Raw genomic sequence first — 21,473 nt, 5'->3', positions numbered from 1 at the left:
GTCTCCTCGTCGGTGATTTCGTGCACGCCCTGCCCGCCTGGCGTCACTGCGGGCGCAGCGTCTTCTGCATGTTCACAACGTTGTGACCACACTGTTGTTCCGAAAAAAGCCGTGGTGCACCCGGTACGATGCCAATGGTTCTTGGATTCACCGCGCTGGTCGAAAGGAACATTTTCTCGGCCGCGCCGTTCCACTCCCGGCTGGGACCCCGTCCCGGCCGGATAGGTGCTGGAAAAAATGGAACGGCCATGCGGTTTGCAGCGGTGCTGAACAAGGACGGCGGCACCCTGCGCACCATCGATCTTGAGGCCTTCGCCAGTCGGATGCGCGGCACGCTTGAGACTGCCGGCCACTCGATCGATATCGAAATCGTTGCCGGCGAGGACATCGTCGCCACACTGGACGGCGTAGCTTCCAGGCGCGGCATCGACGCCGTGCTGGCCGGCGGCGGCGACGGCACCATTTCGGCCGCGGCAGCCCGTTTGATGAATGGGGAGAAGGCACTGGCAATTCTGCCGGCTGGCACAATGAACCTTTTTGCGCGCGGCCTCGGCATTCCGCAGACCCTCGATGCGGCGCTGAAATCGTTTGCCGACGGCGAGGTGATGGCGATTGACATTGCAACAGCCAACGGCCGGCCTTTCGTGCATCAATTCTCGATCGGCATGCATGCCAGGATGGTGCAACTGCGCCAGAAGATGGAATTCGGCTCGCGGCTGGGGAAGATGCGTGCCTCGGTGCGAGCCGCTTGGGCAACGATCAACAACCCGCCGGCGATGAACGTAACGCTGACGATCGGCGAGGCCGAGATCAAAACCCGGATCACCGGTATCGGCATCACCAACAATCTGTTTGGCGAGGGCCACCTGCCCTATGCCGATGATCCGGCAGGCGGCGTGCTGGGCATCTATGTCACCGTAGCACGGCGGCGCGGCGAATTGATCAGGTTCCTCTTTGACGTCGCCCGTGGGAAATGGCGCGGCAACGAACATGTCGAAATCCATCAGGCAAACCGCGCCGTTTTGAAAATCCATTCGACGAACAGGAAAGTTCAGGCCGTCATGGACGGTGAACTGGTAAAGCTCGATCGCGAGACGACCGTCGAAATCCATCCGCGCGCGTTGAATGTTCTCGTCCCGGCGCGCGCCGCCGAGGCAAAGGTTGCCTGACGTGGGATGCCTGATGTGGGGTTGCGTGATGCGAGCTGGCACGAGCGATGGGGAGAACCTAGCCGCTGGGGGTGTTGCTCTGTTCGGTCCTCGGCGTCTCGATCATCCAGCCGTAGATTTCGGCGACGCCCCAGGCGATAAAAGCCAGCAGCAGCGCGGCGATCAGGATACGAAGGACATGCTGACCCCGCCGCCCTTGACGGGCTTTGTTTTCAGGAATGGTTTTTGGCATTGTCTGGCTCCATATTTGGCGCCGGCAGGCGTAACTGGCGGGGCGTTGGCTGGTAACGGCCCCCCGCAGCGAAAGTTCCGGCTCTGCAAGGCGGCAAACGGGCCGGTTGGCCTGATCAATCAGAGCCGGCCACTGGGGGCATAGTGGACGACAATAGCCAGAACACGCCGGGCCTGCCGGCCGATATTCGCCGTGTGGTGGGCGCCGCGGACCGTCTTGCCGTGCTGCACGGCCTCGACGCGCTGGACAGGGCTGCCGACCCTGATTTCGATCGCATCGGCGGTCTTGCCGCTTCGGCGATGCAAACGCCTGTCGCACTGATCACGCTGGTCGACGCCGAGCGGCAGTGGTTCAAGTCCTGTATCGGCCTCGACCAGACCGAAACCGCAACCGAGACATCGTTCTGTGCCTATGCCATCGCAGCCGGCAACGTGCCGATGGTGGTGGCCGACGCGGCGGCCGATCCGCGGTTCAAAGCTAATCCGCTGGTCACCGGCGAGCATCATATCCGCTTTTATGCAGGCGTGCCGATCATGATCGACGGCGCGCTGATCGGCACGCTGTGCGTGCTCGACCGGAAGCCGCACGCACATCCCTCCTCTGTCCAGCTCGACCAGTTGTCGGCGCTGGCTGGACTCGCCGCCAGCCTGTTCACGCTGAAGGATGCAACCCGCAGCGCGGCGATCGCCAAGGCCGCGTTGGTTCGAGAGGAAAAGCGGCGCGCTATCGCGCTCGACGCGGCTTCGCTTGCCAGCTGGGCATGGGATATCCGCAGCGACATGATCGACTGCGACGTCCTGCTGCCCGAATTGTTCAACCTGCCGAAGTCGAACAGGCTGAGGGCGCGCGACATCCTGACCGCCATCGACCCGCGCGACGTTCACCAGACCGAAACATGCTTTCGCGACGCGCTGACCGGTAGCGATGACTATTTTGGCGAATACCGTGTCAGAGGCCTCGATCCGCCACGATGGGTCGCAACGCGCGGCCGCGTCATAGAGCGCGACGGCGAGGGCACGCCGACGCTGATCTTCGGCGTCAATTACGACATCACTGAACGCAAGCTAGGCGACGAACGCCAACGGCTGTTGCTGCGCGAGCTCAATCATCGCGTCAAGAACACGTTGGCAACTGTACAGGCGCTGGCCACGCAGACCGTTCGCCATGCCCGCCAGCCAAGCGAATTCCTCGGCGCCTTCAGTGCCAGGCTGCAGGCACTGGGCGTTGCGCACAGCCTGCTGTCGGACCGCGAGTGGCGGGGCATCGGCATCCGCGAGCTGGTGCAGATCGAGGTAAAGCCGTTCCAAGCCGCCGGACAATCGCGGATGGCGATCTCCGGCGCCGATGTTTTGCTCTCACCCGACCAGGCAGTCGGACTCGGGCTGATCCTGCATGAACTGGCAAGCAACGCACTGCAATACGGGTCGCTCTCGGTTTCTTCCGGAAAGGTCGATCTCGATTGGAAGGTACAAGGCAGGAAGGGTGCACGGCGTCTGTTGCTGGCCTGGCGCGAAAGCGGCGGACCGCAGGTTGCGCCGCCCGAACGCCATGGCTTCGGCTCGATCCTGATCCGCCGCAGCCTGGCCAAGGTCATTTCCAGCGAGGTGACCCATGAATTCCGGCCGGATGGCGTTGTCGCCGAAATATCGATTCCGCTCGAAGATTTGTGACGCCGGCATTTTGCGACCGGCGCCCGAATCGTTCGCCCCGAACTATCCCCTCCGAACTATTCGCGTTTGCCGGTATCCGGGTCATCCGAGCCGCGCTTCACATTCTCGCGGTAGATAGCGTAGGCAGCGAGTGCTATCGCCGGGCCGAGAATGGCGCCCAACCCGCCCTTCGCCAGGCCACCTTTGCCCTTGAGCAGCGCCGGCAGCACGGCGAGTGCCGCAGTGATGCCGATAGCCTTAATGTCGGCGTTGCGTCGCTTCGCCCGGCGCCTGGCGCGCGAGCCGGCCGACATCCGGTAGACGAGCAGGATGAGACCGGCGATTGCCAGAAAGCCGATCCCGAAGCTCAGGGAAGCTGCCATCGGCCCATAGCTGGCCGCCGCCCAGATATAAGCCGCCCCGACGAGGAAGCCGAGGCCGCACAGCGCCGCGAGCGCTGCGACCAAATAAACAATCGCAGCGACGCGCACGCGTTGCACCGCCGCAATGGTTTCGCCCGAGGCAAGGCCCGAGATCAGCGATGCAAGCATTCCCATGCGTGCAGAACTAGCGGCGCGCGAGAAGCGCGAAGAGGAATCCGACGCCTGCGGCGATCGCCAGCGAAGTCACCGGTTTTTCGCGCATATGCGCTATCATCTGCGCCTCGATGTCCCTGGCGTTGGTGCGCAAGCTATCGAAGGCTGCCTCGCCCTGGGTTCGCAACTGCTCGACGCTTTCGGCGGCGACTCGCCGCGCCGCCCCGTAGCCATGTTCGCCAGTTTTGGCCAACAGCTTGGTAAGTTGATCGATGTCGGCCTTCAATTGTGCGATGTCGGCCTCAATATCGGAATTCGTGCGGGCTTCGTTCCCGGCCTTACCTGCGGCAGTCGCCATTGCTTCACTCTCCATGATTTTGCTCGGTCGAAACGCCCGACAGACCCCAAGGTTCCGGCGCGAACCTCTTCTAACCCTATCTCCGGCAGCGCGCGTTGCAAATGCCTTGCATGGGCCGAGGCCGACGCATCCGCGCCGGCACGTCTTTTTTAAATGACAGCATGCCAAATAACGATCATGACTTCCCTCGTTTCACGATACGCATCTAAGGAGATATTGCTGCGTGCGCGCATCACTTGACGGTTTGCGGATTCTTATCCTGGAAGATGAGTTCCTGATTGCCATGGATATCGAGCAGCTTTGCCGCGACTACGGCGCGCTCAATGTGGTCATCGCCCGTGATCTGACTGAGATCGAACAGCAAGACGTTGCCGCGCAGTTCGATGTCGCCATAGTCGACCTCATGCTGAGCGGCGTTTCGACGCTCCAATTTGCTTCGCGGCTGCGTGAAGCGGGCATCCCGTTCGTCTTCGCCTCCGGCTATTCGGATACGAACGAGATCAAGAAATCCTTTCCCGGCGTCAGGCTGGTCACCAAGCCCTATTCGGGAGACGATCTCGTCGAGGCAGTGGCGGCCTGCAGGCGAACGCCTCTCTCCTGAGGCGCGGAGCGGTTCGAACACGCCGCGCTTCACGCAGCCGTCGACCCGGTTACCTGAGCCGAAATTGCGTCCGGGCCATACTCGTCTTCACCGGAGATCTTCAGGATTTCCTGCAGCCGTGTGCGGGCGCGGCTGACGCGGCTCTTGATCGTTCCGACGGCGCAGCCGCAGATCTCGGCCGCTTCCTCGTAGGAGAAGCCCGACGCGCCGATGAGGATAATGGCTTCGCGCTGGTCTTCTGGCAGCAATTCGAGCGCGCCGCGAAAGTCTTCGAGGTCAAGCTGGCCGTGCTGGGCCGGGTGAACGGCAAGCCTGGCCGTCATGACGCCATCGCTATCCTGCACCTCGCGGCCGCGCTTGCGCATCTGCGAATAGAATTCGTTGCGCAAGATCGTGAACAGCCATGCCTTCAGATTGGTGCCGGGCTGGAAGCTTTCATGCTTGTCCCAGGCCTTGACCAATGTTTCCTGCACCAGGTCGTCGGCCTTGTCGGCGTTTTGCGTCAGCGACACGGCAAAAGCCCGCAGGCTCGGGATCGAGCCGAGCAAGTCGGCCTTGAAGCCCTGGGAGACGGCCGCCATGCCTCAGTCCTTCTTTTGTACAGGTTCGGCCTTTTCCAACTGGCTGAGCAGTTGGGCGAAGCGATCCGGCACATTGTCGGAGACCAGCTCGTCGTAGTATTGTTTGAGTTTGCGGCCGATTTCCGAGTTCGGCCCAAGCGGGTCGCGGGAAGCAGCCCGGCGCCCGTTGCCAACGCCACCCATGGTAGCTTTCGTCATGTTCTTCATTCGCCCTTTTGTCCCAGCCTTAAGCCGCCCTTCAACACATAACGCAAGGCAAGCGGCAGCCTCGTCTGGTTGCCCAACCCGCCCTTAAACGCCAGCCCATATACTTAGTTCCGCATGATCGGAACTTTTTCGCAGAACCTGCGTTTTCAACCTTGGGCCCTGCGAACCGTTTTTAGCTGTAACATGCATCACGTCATATGAGGGAGACGTCCAATATGAGCCTATCAGCAACCATCGCTCCGCACCTGCCGTTCCTGCGCCGCTTCTCGCGCGCTGTATCCGGATCGCAGGAGAGCGGCGACGCGCTGGTCGCCGCAATGCTCGAGGCCATCATTGCCGATGTCGACATCTTTCCGAACGCATCGAACGACCGCATCGCGCTCTACAAGGTCTATGCCAAGCTCTTCACCTCAGTGGCCATTCGCGTTCCGCAGGAGCATGCCCAGTCAGCATGGGAACAGCGTGCCGCGGCCAATCTGAATGCAATTGCGCCTCGTCCCCGCCAAGCCTTTCTGCTGGTCGCGGTTGAAGGCTTCAGCGAAGACGAGGCGGCGGAGATTCTCGACGTCGACGAACAGGAATTCTCCGAACTTCTCGCGCAGGCGAGCAACGAGATCTCCCGCCAGGTGGCAACCGATGTGCTGATCATCGAGGATGAGCCGCTGATCGCCATGGATATCGAGGAAATGGTCGAAAGCCTCGGCCACCGCGTCGTCGGAACGGCGCGCACCCACGCCGAGGCGGTGGCGATGTTCGGCAAGACGCGGCCAAAGATGGTGCTTGCCGATATTCAGCTTGCCGACGGCAGTTCGGGCATCGCGGCCGTCAATGAGATCCTGTCGTCCACCTCGGTGCCGGTGATCTTCATCACCGCCTTTCCCGAGCGCCTGCTCACCGGCGAGCGGCCGGAACCGGCTTTCCTCGTTACCAAGCCGTTCAACCCGGATATGGTCAAGGCTCTTATCAGCCAGGCCCTGTTCTTTGACCGGCACGCGAAAGCCGCGGCATGAACAGCTAGGCCGAGTTGCCGCCGCCAGGTGTGGGATAGCCACTCCTCTTGGACCAGATGGGGCGTGACGCCGGCTTAACACACGACAGCCAACTGCTGCCTAACCTGACGAGGACCTTTTCGCACACATCGCAGCAATTCGGGCCGCAACGATTTTCAGCATCGTCTTTTTCGGGAAATGGTGGAACAAACGGAGGCGAATCACGTTTTCACCGCAGCATTGGAAGGAGATGGATCATGCTTTACTGGGCGCTCGTATTTCTAGTCGTGGCGATTATCGCCGGTGCGCTTGGTTTCGGCGGCATCGCTGGCACCTCGGCCGGCATAGCGCAGATATTGTTCTTCATCTTTCTCGCCTTCCTGATCATATCGCTAATTGCCGGCCTGATCAGACGGGCGTGAATGCCAAGCGGCCATTCAAGCGAACACTGGAAGCCGCACCCCTCAAACGGTTTCCAGCCACCGCCGGGCAGTGTCCTCCAACGGGATGCCGCTCGGCGGACCGCTTTTTAGGGCTTGATCCGCAGCTCCTCCTTTTGGAACCCATTTTTCCCTGAGCCGTTCAGCCCGACGTGGTTGAGCAAAATTGACCGATGCGTTCCAGAGTCGGAAAAATGAAAGACCGCGGCCAGAGTGATGAGATCATCGCTCCGCATCCCGCCGAAAGCGGAATGCAGCTTGGCCGAGCCCTTCTTCACGCTTTGCACAATGCCGGGGTTTCCGTTCTATACCAAGATCGCGAGATGAAAACTGTGTGGGCGCGCAACATGCGCGCACCATGGACTTCCGATGCCTCCGACAACAACGGCATCTTGCCGCCGGCGCAGGCAGAGCGTATCGGCCTGCCAAGCACGACGTCATCGTCTCCGGCAATCCTCAACATCTCGAACTCAGCGTGCCGGCCGATGATGGCGCCCGCTGGTTTCAGGTGTGGATCGACGCCGACCGCAGCGACACCGGCGCGGTGCAGGGCATCGTGACCACGATGGTCGAAACAACCGAGCAGAAACGCCGGGAGCAGACGCTGAAGGCGCTGCTGCGTGAAGTCAGTCATCGCTCCAAGAACCTTTTGGCCATCATCCAGAGCATCGCCACCCAGACAGGCCGTTATTCCGGCAGCATTGACGATTTCCTGACGCGTTTCCGGGGCCGATTGCAGTCGCTGGCCTCCTCGCAGGACCTGGTCACATCATCCAACTGGCGGGGCGCAGCGCTGCGCGAGCTGGTTTCCGGTCAGGTCGGCAGGTACGGCGCCGACCCCGTACACAGCCTGCGTTTCCGCGGCGCAAATCCATATCTCAACCCCAATGCCGCCTTGCACATCGGCTTGGCCATGCATGAGCTCGCCCTCAATTCGGTCAGCTATGGCGCGCTGTCGCGCAGCGACGGTTTCGTCGAGGTGACGGCCGATCTGACGGCAGCTTCCGCTGGCGAGCCTGCGCTGTCGCTGACATGGGCCGAAGTGATCGGAGCCAACGACAATCAGCGCAATGAGAAGCGTTTTGGCAGCGTCGCGCTTGAACGCGTCGTACCCACATCGTTGAATGGAACGGCGACACTTGAGATCACCGGGAACCGCCTCGAATACCGCCTTGTCGTTCCTCACGGCAATTTCGAGACGGATTGAACGAGCGGCGGCCGCCGCGAGAAGGCTTCTGCGCATCGCCAACTTTACCGACTGTTCACCATAAAGTCCGATCCTGTCCGACGTGTCGATCCATAGATTGAGTTTGGCACAGAATGAAAGGAATGGGCCTTGACGGCTGCCGACTTGAACAGACTGGAACAGGCCGCTCGCGTCTCGATGGGCGGTTTTCAGGATCCTGAAGCGTCCGCAGCGCCCGCGCCTCGTGCTTCGCCCCTCCGCTTCGCCGCCGTCGCGCTTATGGTCGCGATCGTCCTGACCGCCGCGTCCCAGCTGATCTGATCGAGCTCGCCTCTGCTTGACCGCTTTGAAACCACTGCCCGAGTACTCGGCCGCGCCCATTCGCGGTCGCCGACCTGTAAGGCCAAGCCCAACATCTCGTCGCCAAATGCCTTGCCGTCGATCCGGCGCCCGAGGACGACTATGACAGGATGGTCTGGAACGTGCGTCCCGACGGCACGCTCGATGCGTCCTTGGAGATTTCCGGGTTCGTGGTAGCATCGAACGGCGCACGCCCCGAAAAAGACTATCTTAATCAACAATGAAATCGTGCGGGCAAAGGCCGTACTTTCATGCTAAATGGCGGCTGGAGCTTATTAAAGTGAGGACAAAGGTGAGGATGACTCCATGCGGAAGATGATTATTGCCATGGTTGCCGTGGTTGCGGTCAGCGGCTGCACCACCACGGAAGAGAACGTGGGTATCGGCACTGTGGGCGGCGCGCTCATTGGTGGCGCTGTCGGCGGCGGCAAGGGCGCTTTGATCGGCGCCGGCGCTGGTGCGATTGGCGGTCTGCTGGTTCGCCGTCTGCAAAATGGCTACTGCCAATACAGAGATCGTCACGGCCGGATTTACACAGCTCGCTGCAACTAGTTTCGAGCTCCAGGCGAACAGCAAACGCGGAGGCAGGCCACCTGTCTCCGCGTTTGCCCTTTAAAGCGCTGTTGCGACGCGGCCCGCGAGAGGCGTTTCAGGCCGGCAGCGGAACCTTGATTTCCACGTTCAAGCCATCTTCGCGAAAATCGCGCCTGATTGTGCCATGCAATTCGCGTGTGACGTTGAGATCGATCAGTCTGGTGCCAAAACCGCTCTTTGCCGGTGTCGCGAGCTTCTTCTGACCGGCCTCGCGCCAGTTGAGAGCCAATGTCCGGGCGCCGCCACGGGCTTCGAGCGACCAGTCGACCTTCAGCGCGCCGACTGAATTGCCGGCTTCGCCATGCTTCAGCGCGTTCGTCGCCAGTTCGTGAAAGACGAGGCCGAGTGCCTGCGTCGTCTTTTCATCGAGAAGAACCTGCGGTCCCGACAGCAGCCCTTCAGGCAGCTCACTGCCGAACACCTGGCCTAGCTCGATGCGCAGCAGGTCGCCGAGATCGGCTTTCTGCCAGCGTGAGCGCGTCAGCATGTCCTGAGAAGCCGCCATCGCCTGCAGCCGGGCCGAGAAAGAAGCCGAGAATTCCTGGACGTCGGTGGTGTGCGATGCTGTCTGGCGCGCGATTGCCAGCACCCGCGTGATCGAGTTCTTGATGCGATGCTTCATCTCCTGCAGCATCAGGTCTTTTTCCAGCAGGCTCTTCTCGGTCGTTTCGTGAAGCAGCGAGATCGCCTCATAGGCCCGCTCCTGATAGCGGGCCACCAGCGCGATGGCGCCCGCAAGCAGCAGTCCGAACAATCCGAGCATCACCGGGATGGCGCGCGAGGAAGGTTGCGAGAAAGCACTTGTCGGCCTGAACAGGACGACCCACGGCCGGCCGGCGACGGTGATCTTACGGGTGACCAGCAGCCTGTCGCCGAGGCTCGAAACAGGCGGCGTTTCCGATTGGAACAGCAGGTTGTCGCTGTCAACTGTGCCGTCATAGATCTCGGTGTTGACTGGCAGCAATGGTGCCCGACTGAGCGCAGCCTGGAACAGGTCACGGGCGCGGAAGGCCGCATAAAGGAAGCCGGCAGTCGAGGATCTCGTCGCGTTCACGGCGTCCGGCGCGGTTTCGACATTGAGCCGGACGAAGACGAGGAACCCGGTAAAGGTCTGCGCGGCACCCGTATCCTTGCCGAGCTGCACGAGCCCGCTGGCGTGCTGCTGATCGTCGGCCATCGCCTTTTCGATCGCCTCGCGCCGCGCCGGCCCGGTGAACATGTCGTAGCCGATGCTGGATTGGTTGGACGGATCCAGCGGTTCGAACAGCACGATGGGCGTACGCCACGGTAAGTTCGTGTCGGGGTAGATCGGATGGCTTGCGCCGTGATCGTGCAGGATGTCGCGCTCGACCGCCGCCTCGTTGCCAGTTTTCGCCAGGCGGAGGAAACCGATGCCGCGCAGGCCGGCGAAATTATTGTCGATGTCGAGCGCGTTGAAGAAAGCCTTGAACTCGCCTTGCGAGATACCGCCATTGCGCGCGTCGAACAGCGCTCGGGTCGAACGCAGCAGCGACAGGTCCAGGTCGATGCGGCTTTCGATCCGGTTAAGCGCGTCGTCCGCCGTCGCCTCGAATTTTATGCGGGCCGCCTCCTGGGTGGCAAAATAGGCAAAGCCCGCCATCGTCAGGCTGATCAGCGCGACGGCGATAAAAGCGACGGTCGGAAACAGCTTCTTCAATTGCTGATACGTCCCGTGGACGGTTCGGCATCTTTATGGGCAAGTCCCGACGCCAACACAATGGCCAAGCCAAAGCATGGTGACGGCTGGCACATTTTGGCGGCTTGTGATTAGCCGGCTAATTCTCGTTCATGCGGCGATCTTCAGCGCGCCCGGCCCCGGAATGGCGCCGGGTGGGCACTTGCCGAGGATGATCATGCCGAGCACTTCGTCCTGGGTGACGTCGGTTGTGCGCGCCGTGCCGACAACCCGACCGTTCTTCATGACGCAGACACGGTCGGCAAGCTCGAACACGTCGTGAATATCATGGCTGATCAGGAAGATGCCGATGCCGTCGGCCTTGAGCTGCTTGACCAGTTCGCCGACCTGCGCCGTCTCCTGCGGCCCGAGTGCCGCCGTCGGCTCGTCCATGATCAGGATGCGAGCATTGAACAGAATGGCGCGGGCGATCGCCACCGACTGCCGCTGGCCGCCCGAAAGCTTTACCACCGGCTCCTTGAAGCGTTGGAAACGCGGGTTGAGCCTGCCCATCACCTTGCGCGCCTCGGCCTCCATGGCGACGTCGTCGAGCGTACCCCAGCCGGTCATCAGCTCGCGGCCGAGAAACAGGTTGGCGGCCGCATCGACATTGTCGGCCAGCGCCAGCGTCTGATAGATCGTCTCGATGCCGTACTTCTTGGCGTCGCGGGGGTTGGAGATCGAAGCCTCCTCGCCGTTGACGAAAATCTGGCCCGCATCGCGCTTGTAGGCGCCGGACAGGATTTTTATCAACGTCGATTTGCCGGCACCGTTGTGGCCGAGCAAAGCCATCACCTCGCCCGGGAAAAGATCGACCGAGGCATCGTCGACGGCGCGAATGCCGCCGAAGGCGATCGAGATGTTGCGCATGTCGATCAGCGGCGTGCCCGTGGGAGCGGTCTTGTCGGCCATGATCGTTCCTCCTCCCTAAACGCGTTTGCGATAGACGGTATCGAGCCAGACCGCGAGCACCAGCACGGCGCCGACGACGATGCTCTGCAGCGGTGAATCGATGCCGAGCAGCACCATGCCGGATTGCAGCGACTGCATCAAAAGTGCGCCGAGCATGGCGCCGAGCACAGTGCCGGAGCCGCCTGCAAGTGACGTGCCGCCGATGACCGCGGCGGCGATGACCAGCAGTTCGTCTAGCGTGCCCAGCGCATTGGTCGACGAGTTCTGCCTGGCTGACGAGATCGCCGCGGCGATCGTTGCCAGCACGCCCATGATCATGAACACCTTCATGGTCACCCAACGCGTGTTGATACCGGCAAGGTTGGCGGCTTCCGGATTGCCGCCGATGGCGAAGACATAGCGGCCGAAACGGGTACGCTTGGTGATGAAGGTCATGATCAGCCCGACCGCCACGGCCATCAGCACGGGTATGGCGATGCCATGGGCGATGAACAGCCCGCCTTCGGGAACCGTTATATTGTTGGCCGCCGCGTATCTGTTCACGATGCCGACCGGCCAAGGATAGGAATTGGCGAGCCATATGGCGCCCATGATGACAGCGCAGGTGAGGACACCGAGGAACGTCTCGGCCCAGATCGGGCGCAACGGAAAGCGGAACCGCTTGCGCTGCACCCGCCCGTTGAGCAGCATGAACACAACCGCCAGGCACGCGATAATTCCGACGATCCAGCTCCATCGCGCGCCGATCGAACCCGCCGGCCCACCGCCCATCAGCTGGAACGTGGCATCAAGCGGCGCAATCGTCTGACCGCTGGCGACCCACCATGCGGCACCCCGCCAGACCAGAAGGCCGCCCAGCGTCACGATGAAGGCCGGCACCTCGAGATAAGCGATGATGTATCCCTGGAACGCTCCGATAAGAAGGCCGAGCGCCAGGCCAATGGCCAGCGCCAGGATCCAGATCCAGGGGTTGCCGAGTTGCAGACCGATCATTCGCACCAGGAAATGCACCTGCGCAAAGCCCATGACCACGCCGATCAAGCCTTCGGCGGAACCGACCGACAGATCGATATTGCGCATGACGATAACCAGCACCATTCCGGCGGCCATTATGGCCACGGCGGAAGTCTGCACCGAGAGGTTCCAGAGATTGCGTGGCGTCAGGAAGGTCCGGCTGTCGAAGTCGAACGGATTGACGCCGAGCCGTACGCTGGAAACGACATGCAGCCCGATCCAGATGACCAACAGCGCGCCGATCATGCCGAGCATACGGGTGTCGATCTCGGTTGCCTTGAGAAACCGGGCAACGATGCCGAGCTCGGATTCCCGCGCCCGGTCTGCCGTGCTGTCGACCGGCGTGTTGGAAGTCGTGTCGGTCATCATGTTTCTCCCGCCGGGTTGCCGTCTGCCGCGGATGCCGGAAGCAGCCTAGAAGTTATCCGCCGGAAGCGGAAAAACAATTCTTTTTGAAAAAACGCCGCGGCGAGCGGCCGCGGCGTTCGGACTTCTCGGAAACGTCGGCTCAGTTGCAGACCGCAACAGTGCCAGCCGCCACGCCGGCGCAGACCTCTTCTTTCTTGATCCAACCGGCGTCGATGACGACGTTGAGGTTATCCTTGGTGATGGCCACCGGAGTCAGGAACAGCGACTTGACCGTGTTGCCGCCGGGCGTGGTGAAATCCTTCACGCCGGCAATGTCGGTCATCTGCTTGCCGTCGGCAAGCTGCGAGGCGATCTCGGCGGCGTTCTTACCGAGCTCGCGCGCGTCCTTCCACACCGACACGGTCTGTGTGCCAAGCGCGATGCGGTTCAGCGCGGCGTGGTCGCCGTCCTGGCCCGAGACCGGAACCGATCCGGCCAACCCTTGTGCTGTCAGCGCGGCGACGACGCCACCGGCGGTGCCGTCATTGGCCGCGACCACGGCATCGACCTTGTTGTCGTTGGCGGTCAGGAACTGTTCCATGTTCTTCTGAGCGTTGGCCGGCAGCCAGCCGTCCGTATAGGCCTCGCCGACATTCTTGATCTTGCCGCTGTCGATGGCCTCCTTCAGCACCTCCATCGAACCGGCAAACAGGAAATCGGCATTCGGATCGGAACCCGAACCCTTGATGAAGACGTAGTTGCCTTCCGGCTTCACCTTGAAGACTTCGCGGGCCTGCATGCGGCCGACTTCCTTGTTGTCGAAGGTCAGATAGAACACGTCCTTGTTCTCGATCAGCCGGTCATAGCCGACGACCGGGATGCCTTCGTCCAGTGCCTTCTGCACGGCCGGCCCGATGGCCGAGGCATCCTGCGCGAGGATGATCAGCGCATTGGCACCCTGCGAGATCAGGCTCTCGACGTCGGTGAGCTGCTTGCCGGGGTTGGATTGTGCGTCGGCGGAAATATACTTGTCGCCGGCGGCCTCGATGGCCGCCTTCATTGCGGCCTCGTCCGTCTTCCAGCGCTCTTCCTGGAAGTTCGACCAGGAAACGCCGATGACCTTGTCTTTCGCCTGCGCCACCGACGCCAGCGCCAGCGTCATGGCGACACCCGCCAGAATGGCGGCCGTGAATTTCTTCATCATATCCTCCCTGCGCCGCGTACGGCGTGACCAATTGCTCAACGACCAGCTTAGAAGCTCTAATTTTTTCGAGCCTCGAAAAAATACTGGCCCGATCTCCGGCTGCTGTCAACATCGATTGTGATGGATTTTGATGACTCTGCGAGTTTTTTCGAGCGTCGGAATAAACGATGACAGCGCCACCTGCATCTGACACTATTTGCCGCATCCGACACTATTTGTCGGACATTACCGACGGCTTCCGGTTCATGAGCGGCCGCGGCAACCGGGAGGAAAGCAAAACGATGTCGGTCGGAATCCGCCACGACGATTTGCGCCGGCGCAACCGGGCGATGGTGATCTCGGCGGTGCGCCGGGCCGGCCAGCCGTCGCGTACGGAGATCGCAGCCACCACCGGCCTCAGTCATTCAACCATATCGGCGATCTCCTCCGACCTGATACGGGAAGGCATCCTCGCCGAAAGCAAGGCAAGTGAGCCCGTTTCGTTGAAACGCGGTCGTCCGCAGGTCGGCCTCGCCCTCAACCCGGAAGCGGCGGCGGTGCTGACCGTGGTGTTGTCACTGAATTTCCTGTCGGCCGCCATTATCGACTATGCGGGACAGGTGGTCGCCGAGGAACAGCGCCGGCTGGACACGCTGACCATGCCGCGCGACGAGCTGATCCGCGAATGCATGGCCATCGTCCGGCGCCGGCTTGAGGACCCAGACCTTGACGTCCGCAGTGTCGCCCGCATCGCCCTGGCGATTCAGGGCATTACCGACTCCCCTGCACGCGCCATGCTGTGGTCGCCGATCACGCCGCAGACCGACATCGCCTTTGCCGACATGCTGGAAGACGAATTCGGCATCCGGGCCACGGTGGAGAACGACTGCAATATGATGGCGGTGGCTTTGCGCTGGCGCAATCCGGATCGCTATCGCGACGACTTCATCGCCATCCTGCTTTCGCATGGCATCGGTATGGGGCTTGTGCTGAAGGGCGAACTGTTCACCGGGACGCATTCCTCGGGCGGCGAATTTGGCCACATGATCCATCGTCCGGGCGGCGCGCGCTGCCGTTGCGGGCGGCGCGGCTGCATCGAAGCCTATGCCGGCAACTATGCCATCTGGCGCAACGCCAGGCAGATGAGCGAAGACAGCGAACCGGTCGCCGACGTCAGCGACGCCGACATGCGCGCTCTGGCGGCCCGCGCGCGCGAGAAGGATGGGCCGGAACGCGAGGCCTACCGCAAGGCCGGCGAAGCGCTGGGTTTCGGTCTCGGCTCGCTGTTCGCGCTGATCGATCCGGCACCGGTCGCGATGGTCGGCGCCAGTGCCGCCGCCTTCGATCTGATCGAGCCGGCCTTGCGCAAGGCAATCGCCCAGACCGCCGGCGGCCAGCACTCGGGCTCGATTTCCTTCGATACCGAGCCGAACGAATTGCCGCTGATCCGCGAAGGCTGCGCGATGCGGGCGTTAAGCTTCGTCGACCAGGAGATTTTCGCGCCGGGCGCGCAAATGAGGCCCGGCGTCAGAAAGAACGTCGCCTGACCAGGCGGGTCAATCTTCCCTGATCGCATAGCCGGCACCGCGGATGGTGCGGATGACATCCGGCATGCGGCCGTTATTGACGGCTTTGCGCAGCCGCCCGACATGCACGTCGACGGTGCGTTCGTCGATATAGATCGTCTCGCCCCAGACATTATCGAGCAACTGGCTACGCGAGAAGACGCGGCCCGGATGCCGCATCATGAACTCGAGCAGCCGGAATTCGGTCGGCCCGAGCCTGATCTCGCTCTTCTTGCGATAGACCCTGTGCGATTCGCGATCGAGCACGATGTCGCCGACCTTCAGCACGCTAGACAGCACTTCCGGCTTGGCGCGCCGCAGCAGCGCCTTGACCCTGGCCATGAATTCCGGCGTCGAAAACGGTTTGACAAGATAGTCGTCGGCGCCGGTCGAAAGACCGCGCACCCGGTCGCTCTCCTCGCCGCGCGCGGTCAGCATGATGATCGGCAGCCGCTCGGTTTCGGGGCGCACGCGCAACCGGCGGCAGAGCTCGATGCCGGAAACCGCCGGTATCATCCAGTCGAGCACCAGAAGGTCGGGCACATTCTCCTGCAAACGGATCTCGGCTTCGTCGCCGCGTGTCACCACCTCGACCTGGTAGCCTTCGGATTCGAGATTGTAGCGGAGCAGCACGCCCAACGGCTCCTCGTCCTCCACCACCATTATGCGTGGTGCGATCATCGGCTGGGCACCCCCATCATGTCACCGGTGCGGACATTGTCGTTTCGTCCTGCTTCGGACGGTTGACCGGCAATTGCTCGCCGGTCAGCACATAATACGCATTCTCGGCGATGTTGGTGACATGGTCGCCGATCCGCTCCAGATTCTTGGCGCAGAACAGCAGATGCGTGCAAGCGGTGATGTTGCGCGGATCTTCCATCATGTAGGTCAACAGCTCGCGGAACACGGACGTGTATTTGACGTCGATGCGCTCGTCGGCGGCGCGCAGCTTGGCCAACGCGGCCGCATCGCCTGCAGCATATTCCTCGATGACGCCCTGCACCTGGATGAGCACCAGCTGCGCCATCGCATCGATGGAATGCGATAGGTCGCGCGGCGTGACGCTGAGGCCGACCGCGCTCACACGCTTGGCGATGTTCTTGGCAAGGTCGCCGATGCGTTCGAGGTCGCCGGCCATGCGGATCGCTCCGACGACATGGCGCAGATCGTGAGCCATTGGCTGGCGCTTGGCGATCAGGGTGATGGCGCGATCGTCCAGTTCGCGTTGACGCGCGTCCATGATGGCGTCGTCGGAGACGACGCGCTGCGCCAGCACGTTGTCGGAATTCAACAGGGCCTTGGTCGCCCCGCCGACCATCGAACCGGCGAGGTCGGCCATGTCGCGGATCAGCTTGCTGATCTGCTCGAGATCCTCGTCGAAAGAAGCGACTGTGTGTTCGCCCATGGTCCTGTCCTCATATGCATGATCGGAACGGCTCAGCCGAAGCGGCCGGTGATGTAGTCCTGCGTGCGCTTCTCGCGGGGCGACGTGAAGATCTTCTCGGTCCGGTCGAACTCGACCAGTTCACCCAGATACATGAAGGCGGTCTGGCGCGACACGCGCGCTGCTTGCTGCATGTTGTGGGTGACGATGACGATCGTGTAGTCGGCTTGCAACTCGTCGATCAGTTCCTCGATCTTGGCCGTCGACAGCGGGTCGAGGGCCGAAGCCGGTTCGTCGAGCAGGATGACTTCCGGCTTCACTGCCACGGTGCGGGCAATGCAGAGCCGCTGCTGCTGGCCGCCGGACAGGCTCAAGCCGCTGGCGTTTAGCTTGTCCTTGACCTCGCTCCACAGCGCCGCCCGCTTCAACGCTTGCTCGACGCGGCCGTCCATCTCGGACTTGCCGAGATTCTCGTAGAGCCTGACGCCGAATGCTATGTTCTCGTAGATCGACATCGGGAACGGCGTCGGCTTCTGGAACACCATGCCGATCTTTGTCCTGAGGAGGTTGAGATCCTGCGACCGGTCGAGAATGTTCTTGCCGTCGAGCAGCACCTGGCCCTCGGCGGTCTGTTTCGGGTAGAGCTCGTAGATGCGGTTGAAGACGCGCAGCAGCGTCGATTTCCCGCAACCCGAAGGGCCGATGAAGGCTGTGACGCTGCGCTCGGGCAGCGACAGGCTGATGTCCTTCAGCGCCTTGCTCTGGCCGTAGTAGAAGTTGAGGTTCTTGACCTCGATCTTCGTCTTCTCGGTGACCGTTTCGGTCATCGTCATGTCTGGGGACAACATCTGTGTCATCTGTCCTCTCTGCGTCCAGTAAGGCTGCGGGCGAGGATGCTCAAGCCCAGAACCGTCAGGGTGATTATGAGTGCGCCGGTCCACGCCAGTTGCTGCCATTCCTCGTAAGGGCTGAGAGCGAACTGGAAGATGGTCACCGGCAGGCTGGCCATCGGCGCGTTGATATTGCTGCTCCAGAACTGGTTGTTGAGCGCGGTGAAGAGCAGCGGCGCCGTCTCGCCAGAAATGCGTGCTATCGCCAGCAATATGCCGGTGACGATGCCGGACAATGCGGCGCGGTAGGCGACCGAACGGATCACCACCCAGCGCGGCGCGCCGATCGCGGCACCGGCTTCACGCAACGCGTTCGGCACCAGGTTGAGCATGTCTTCAGTGGTGCGCACGACCACCGGAATGACCAGGATGGCAAGCGCCACGGCGCCGGCAATGGCCGAGAAATGTCCCATCGGCCGCACCATCAATTCATAGACGAACAAGCCGATGATAATCGACGGCGCCGACAACAGGATGTCGTTGATGAAGCGGACGACGGTAGTGATGCGCGAAAAGCGTCCATACTCGGCCATGTAGGTTCCCGCCAGCACGCCGATCGGCGTGCCGACGACAACGGCGATGATCGTCATCAGCAGGCTGCCCGCGATGGCATTGAGCAGGCCGCCGGCCTCGCCTGGCGGCGGCGTCATCTCGGTGAAGACCGCGAACGAAAGCCCGGCTGTGCCCTTATAGACCAACGCACCGAGGATGAGCGCCAGCCAGGCAAGCCCGATGCCGGCGGCGACGACGCAAAGCGCCATCATCACCGAATTCCTGGCTTTGCGGCGGCTGTGGAGCGATGAGGATGTCGACATCGGTCAGGCTCCCGTACGGGCGTCGATCCGCATCAGCATATAGCGGGCGGCGGCAAGGATCAGGAAGGTGATGACGAACAGGATCAGGCCGAGCGCGACCAGCGAGGAGGTGTAGAGGTCGCCGTCGGCCTCGGTGAATTCATTGGCGATAGTCGCCGAGATCGTCGTGCCCGGCGCGAACAGGGAGGCACTGATGCGATGCGCGTTGCCGATGACGAAAGTCACCGCCATCGTTTCGCCGAGTGCCCGGCCGAGGCCAAGCATGACGCCGCCCATGATGCCGATGCGGGTATAGGGAATGACCACGCGCCGGGTCACTTCCCAGGTCGTGCAACCGATGCCGTAGGCCGATTCCTTCAGCACCGCCGGCACCGTATCGAAGACATCCTTGGTGATCGAGGTGATGAAGGGCAACACCATGATGGCAAGGATCAGCGCCGAGGTCAGAAGGCCGATGCCGTAAGGAGGGCCGGCGAAAAGGCTGGATAGTCCCGGCACGCCGTGGAAGATGTTGATGATGAAGGGCTGTATCGTCGTCTGCAGGAATGGCGCGAACACGAACAGGCCCCAGATACCATAGATGATCGAGGGAATGCCGGCCAATAGCTCGACCGCTATGCCGATCGGGCGCCTGAGCGGGCGCGGGCAGAGCTCGGTGAGAAAGATTGCAATGCCGATGCCGATCGGAACCGCAATCAGGATGGCGATGGCCGCCGTTACCAGGGTGCCGTAGATCGGCGCCAGTGCGCCAAATTTTTCCGTGACCGGATTCCAGCTCTCAGTCGTCAGGAAAGAAAAACCGAAGGACGACAGCGCCTGCCATGAGCCGGCAAACAGCGAGATCGCGACACCGCCGAGGATGACCAGCACAAGGATTGCGGAAGCGCGGGTGAGTCCGCGAAATATGGCATCTGTGAGCGCGAAGCGCCGCACCGTAGCGTCCCTGGCCCGGGCTGCTGCAGATGATGGCATGGCATCGGAAGCGATGGTCATTGGGTCCTCGCGATTAAAGGCAACAGGGAGGGCGCCGTCGACGCCCTCCCTGGAGGAGATTACATCGTCGAGTAGAGCGGCTTGCCGTCGCTGCCAACGACTTCCTTGGCCCACATGGCCTTGACGCTCTCAACCACCTTGTCGGGCATCGGAACGTAGTCCAGCTCGCCGGCCATCTCGTCGCCCTTGTCATACGCCCAGGCGAAGAATTTGAGCGCTTCGGCGGTGGCCGCCGCGTCGTCCGGCTTCTTGTAGAGCAGGATCCACGTCGCCGCCGTCATCGGCCAGGACTCGGCGCCCGGCTCATTGGCAAGGATGACGCCATAGCCCGGCTGCGAGCTCCAGTCGGCATTGGCCGCTGCCGCCGAGAACGCGGCTGCGGTGGGCTCGACCTTCTTGCCGTCCTTGTTGATCATGTCGGTGTGGGTGAGCTTGTTCTGCTTGGCATAGGCGTATTCGACATAACCGATCGCGCCGCCGGTCTGGGAGACGTTGTTGGCAACGCCCTCATTGCCCTTGGCGCCGATGCCGACCGGCCATTCCACGGCCTTGTCGACGCCGACCTTTTCTTTCCAGTCCGCGCTGACATCGCCGAGGTAATAGGTGAAGTTGAACGTCGTGCCCGAACCATCGGAACGGTGAACGACCGCGATCGCTTGCGAAGGCAGCTTGACGTCGGGATTGAGCTTCTTGATCGCTTCGTCATCCCAGCTCGTGATCTTGCCGAGGAAGATGTCGGCCAGCGTCGGGCCGTCGAGAACCAACTCGCCCGGCTTGATGCCTTCGAGGTTGACGACCGGAACGATGCCGCCCATCACCATCGGGAACTGAGCCAGTCCGGACGCTTCAAGCTCGTCGCCCTTGAGCGGCGCATCCGAAGCGCCGAAGGTAACGGTCTTGGCCTTGATCTGCTTGATGCCGCCGCCGGAACCGATCGACTGGTAGTTGAGGCCAACGCCGGTGTCTTTCTTGTAGGTGTCGGCCCACTTCGCATAGATGGGGTAGGGGAAGGTGGCGCCGGCGCCGGAGATGTCCGCGGCGAGCGCGGCGGACAAGGTGAGGGTGGTCGTCGCCGCAGCCATTGCAATCGCAACGGCCGCCGAGCGGATGAAATGTCTCATGTGGCCTGCTCCTGTTCGGAATATGGTCTCTCGGCGCCATTCCTCCGGCGCCCGCTGAGGCCAATAGCCCCCGATTATTACAGTCGCATGACAGTTTCATGTCGCTCCGGTAACGTCGTCCAGCCGGGTTAAGAAGGAGCGGCCGCGGGCTTTGTCGGCATGGGCCGCGGTTTGCCGCTGGAATCAGCAGCTTGCGTGATTTCCGGCCGGCATCGTCTGCTCGGCGATCGCAGCCACCGGCTTTAGATCGCAGCCACCGGCTTTAAAAGAAAAAAGCCGGACGGGAGCGCGTTGCATGCAGCCAGAACGTGTCATGGCCGCGCCATCGCCGAAACAGGTCCGTTGGGGTAAATCTGACCCTGTTTCTTGCCGGCGGTCGCTGCTCCCGCCCGTAACTGGAGGAGCGGAACTTCGAACATCCCATTGTCGCCACTGAGCGCGGCTTTGGTATGGTGCGATCGCACCATGGCCTTACGCTGGAAGCGCTGACGAATCGCAAGTTTCTAACTCGCGCTGGACCCCCATTCGCGCCCGACTCGGCGCTCGATCTTCGAGCAAGGCCTTCGACGGGAAGCGCGACGACTTCTACTTCACGGTATCTACTCCCTTCGCCCTATTCCGCCGGTTGTCGGTTAGGCCGAAGCGGCGTT

The 21,473-nt window shown here is 62.0% G+C and carries 24 protein-coding genes and 1 pseudogene; 9 read left to right on the top strand and 16 right to left on the bottom strand.

Going from position 1 to position 21,473, the window contains the following annotated elements; translation table 11 throughout:
• Positions 1–248 precede the first annotated feature (248 nt).
• Positions 249–1,169, top strand: a complete 921-nt coding sequence (locus NMG46_RS04820) for a diacylglycerol kinase family protein (protein ID WP_254816586.1) — start codon at positions 249–251, stop codon at positions 1,167–1,169.
• Positions 1,170–1,227: 58 nt separating this feature from the next.
• Here NMG46_RS04820 and NMG46_RS04815 read toward each other — a convergent pair whose 3' ends face one another.
• Positions 1,228–1,401 (bottom strand): hypothetical protein, encoded by a 174-nt coding sequence (locus NMG46_RS04815; protein WP_254816585.1) that lies wholly within the window; start codon positions 1,399–1,401, stop codon positions 1,228–1,230.
• A 143-nt stretch (positions 1,402–1,544) separates the two neighbouring features.
• On the opposite strand from NMG46_RS04815, the gene NMG46_RS04810 reads away from it, so the two are divergent.
• A complete protein-coding gene (locus NMG46_RS04810; RefSeq protein ID WP_254816584.1) occupies positions 1,545–3,071 on the top strand; it encodes an HWE histidine kinase domain-containing protein in 1,527 nt (508 codons plus the stop codon).
• Between the two features lie 56 nt (positions 3,072–3,127).
• Here the strand turns inward: NMG46_RS04810 and NMG46_RS04805 are convergent, their stop codons facing one another.
• Positions 3,128–3,607: a hypothetical protein gene (locus NMG46_RS04805; RefSeq protein WP_254816583.1), complete on the bottom strand. Its 480-nt coding sequence runs from the start codon at positions 3,605–3,607 to the stop codon at positions 3,128–3,130.
• Positions 3,608–3,617: 10 nt separating this feature from the next.
• Complete coding sequence (locus NMG46_RS04800; RefSeq protein ID WP_254816582.1) at positions 3,618–3,944, bottom strand: YqjD family protein; 327 nt, start codon at positions 3,942–3,944, stop codon at positions 3,618–3,620.
• A gap of 223 nt (positions 3,945–4,167) precedes the next feature.
• Here NMG46_RS04800 and NMG46_RS04795 point away from each other — a divergent pair, with 223 nt between their 5' ends.
• Positions 4,168–4,545: a response regulator gene (locus NMG46_RS04795; RefSeq protein WP_254816581.1), complete on the top strand. Its 378-nt coding sequence runs from the start codon at positions 4,168–4,170 to the stop codon at positions 4,543–4,545.
• A 29-nt stretch (positions 4,546–4,574) separates the two neighbouring features.
• Here NMG46_RS04795 and NMG46_RS04790 read toward each other — a convergent pair whose 3' ends face one another.
• Together NMG46_RS04790 and NMG46_RS04785 are read right to left on the bottom strand one after the other, a co-directional pair.
• On the bottom strand, positions 4,575–5,126 hold the full coding sequence (locus tag NMG46_RS04790; protein ID WP_254816580.1) for a sigma-70 family RNA polymerase sigma factor: 552 nt from the start codon (positions 5,124–5,126) through the stop codon (positions 4,575–4,577).
• Between the two features lie 3 nt (positions 5,127–5,129).
• Positions 5,130–5,333 carry a NepR family anti-sigma factor gene (locus NMG46_RS04785; protein ID WP_023678543.1) on the bottom strand — a complete coding sequence of 68 codons (204 nt, stop codon included), beginning with the start codon at positions 5,331–5,333 and terminating at the stop codon, positions 5,130–5,132.
• A gap of 215 nt (positions 5,334–5,548) precedes the next feature.
• Here NMG46_RS04785 and NMG46_RS04780 point away from each other — a divergent pair, with 215 nt between their 5' ends.
• On the top strand, positions 5,549–6,343 hold the full coding sequence (locus tag NMG46_RS04780) for a response regulator (RefSeq protein ID WP_254816579.1): 795 nt from the start codon (positions 5,549–5,551) through the stop codon (positions 6,341–6,343).
• A 236-nt stretch (positions 6,344–6,579) separates the two neighbouring features.
• On the top strand, positions 6,580–6,744 hold the full coding sequence (locus NMG46_RS04775; protein WP_023678541.1) for a DUF1328 domain-containing protein: 165 nt from the start codon (positions 6,580–6,582) through the stop codon (positions 6,742–6,744).
• Positions 6,745–6,851: 107 nt separating this feature from the next.
• Here the strand turns inward: NMG46_RS04775 and NMG46_RS29845 are convergent, their stop codons facing one another.
• Positions 6,852–7,049: a hypothetical protein gene (locus NMG46_RS29845; RefSeq protein WP_254817084.1), complete on the bottom strand. Its 198-nt coding sequence runs from the start codon at positions 7,047–7,049 to the stop codon at positions 6,852–6,854.
• On the opposite strand from NMG46_RS29845, the pseudogene NMG46_RS04765 reads away from it, so the two are divergent.
• From NMG46_RS04765 to NMG46_RS04755, 3 genes and pseudogenes are all read left to right on the top strand, one after another.
• A pseudogene (locus tag NMG46_RS04765) lies at positions 6,957–7,969 on the top strand (sensor histidine kinase). The gene NMG46_RS29845 and the pseudogene NMG46_RS04765 overlap by 93 nt on opposite strands.
• Positions 7,970–8,098: 129 nt before the next feature.
• A complete protein-coding gene (locus NMG46_RS04760; RefSeq protein WP_254816578.1) occupies positions 8,099–8,269 on the top strand; it encodes a hypothetical protein in 171 nt (56 codons plus the stop codon).
• 345 nt (positions 8,270–8,614) lie between these two features.
• Positions 8,615–8,860, top strand: coding sequence for a YMGG-like glycine zipper-containing protein (locus NMG46_RS04755; RefSeq protein ID WP_006328050.1), 246 nt, complete (start codon positions 8,615–8,617; stop codon positions 8,858–8,860).
• 97 nt (positions 8,861–8,957) lie between these two features.
• On the opposite strand, the gene NMG46_RS04750 is transcribed toward NMG46_RS04755, so the two are convergent.
• From NMG46_RS04750 to xylF, 4 genes are all read right to left on the bottom strand, one after another.
• Complete coding sequence (locus tag NMG46_RS04750) at positions 8,958–10,580, bottom strand: CHASE domain-containing protein (RefSeq protein WP_254816577.1); 1,623 nt, start codon at positions 10,578–10,580, stop codon at positions 8,958–8,960.
• A 129-nt stretch (positions 10,581–10,709) separates the two neighbouring features.
• On the bottom strand, positions 10,710–11,510 hold the full coding sequence (locus tag NMG46_RS04745) for an ATP-binding cassette domain-containing protein (RefSeq protein ID WP_254816576.1): 801 nt from the start codon (positions 11,508–11,510) through the stop codon (positions 10,710–10,712).
• Positions 11,511–11,525: 15 nt separating this feature from the next.
• The gene (locus NMG46_RS04740; RefSeq protein ID WP_254816575.1) at positions 11,526–12,890 is read right to left on the bottom strand and encodes a sugar ABC transporter permease; all 1,365 of its coding nucleotides are present in this window, start codon (positions 12,888–12,890) and stop codon (positions 11,526–11,528) included.
• Between the two features lie 142 nt (positions 12,891–13,032).
• Entirely contained in the window at positions 13,033–14,073 is a 1,041-nt protein-coding gene (gene xylF, locus NMG46_RS04735; protein ID WP_254816574.1) for a D-xylose ABC transporter substrate-binding protein, read from the bottom strand.
• Between the two features lie 284 nt (positions 14,074–14,357).
• Here xylF and NMG46_RS04730 point away from each other — a divergent pair, with 284 nt between their 5' ends.
• Complete coding sequence (locus NMG46_RS04730) at positions 14,358–15,602, top strand: ROK family protein (RefSeq protein WP_254816573.1); 1,245 nt, start codon at positions 14,358–14,360, stop codon at positions 15,600–15,602.
• A 9-nt stretch (positions 15,603–15,611) separates the two neighbouring features.
• Here NMG46_RS04730 and phoB read toward each other — a convergent pair whose 3' ends face one another.
• The 6 genes from phoB to pstS are packed head-to-tail and all read right to left on the bottom strand — an operon-like array spanning position 15,612 to position 20,823.
• Positions 15,612–16,301, bottom strand: coding sequence for a phosphate regulon transcriptional regulator PhoB (gene phoB / locus NMG46_RS04725; RefSeq protein WP_031212149.1), 690 nt, complete (start codon positions 16,299–16,301; stop codon positions 15,612–15,614).
• A gap of 16 nt (positions 16,302–16,317) precedes the next feature.
• The gene (gene phoU / locus NMG46_RS04720) at positions 16,318–17,025 is read right to left on the bottom strand and encodes a phosphate signaling complex protein PhoU (protein ID WP_254816572.1); all 708 of its coding nucleotides are present in this window, start codon (positions 17,023–17,025) and stop codon (positions 16,318–16,320) included.
• A gap of 32 nt (positions 17,026–17,057) precedes the next feature.
• A complete protein-coding gene (gene pstB / locus NMG46_RS04715; protein ID WP_254816571.1) occupies positions 17,058–17,861 on the bottom strand; it encodes a phosphate ABC transporter ATP-binding protein PstB in 804 nt (267 codons plus the stop codon).
• Positions 17,858–18,709 carry a phosphate ABC transporter permease PstA gene (pstA, locus tag NMG46_RS04710; protein WP_023720929.1) on the bottom strand — a complete coding sequence of 284 codons (852 nt, stop codon included), beginning with the start codon at positions 18,707–18,709 and terminating at the stop codon, positions 17,858–17,860. Before pstA ends, pstB begins: the two co-directional genes overlap by 4 nt.
• Positions 18,710–18,712: 3 nt before the next feature.
• On the bottom strand, positions 18,713–19,702 hold the full coding sequence (gene pstC / locus NMG46_RS04705) for a phosphate ABC transporter permease subunit PstC (protein ID WP_254816570.1): 990 nt from the start codon (positions 19,700–19,702) through the stop codon (positions 18,713–18,715).
• A 59-nt stretch (positions 19,703–19,761) separates the two neighbouring features.
• Positions 19,762–20,823 carry a phosphate ABC transporter substrate-binding protein PstS gene (gene pstS, locus NMG46_RS04700; RefSeq protein ID WP_254816569.1) on the bottom strand — a complete coding sequence of 354 codons (1,062 nt, stop codon included), beginning with the start codon at positions 20,821–20,823 and terminating at the stop codon, positions 19,762–19,764.
• Positions 20,824–21,473 lie beyond the last annotated feature (650 nt).

Origin of the sequence: Mesorhizobium sp. LMG 17147 (assembly GCF_024297145.1) — a bacterium.
Taxonomy (GTDB): Bacteria; Pseudomonadota; Alphaproteobacteria; order Rhizobiales; family Rhizobiaceae; genus Mesorhizobium.
The sequence above is the reverse complement of the archived record's forward strand: the minus strand, read 5'-3'. Positions and strand labels throughout refer to the sequence as shown.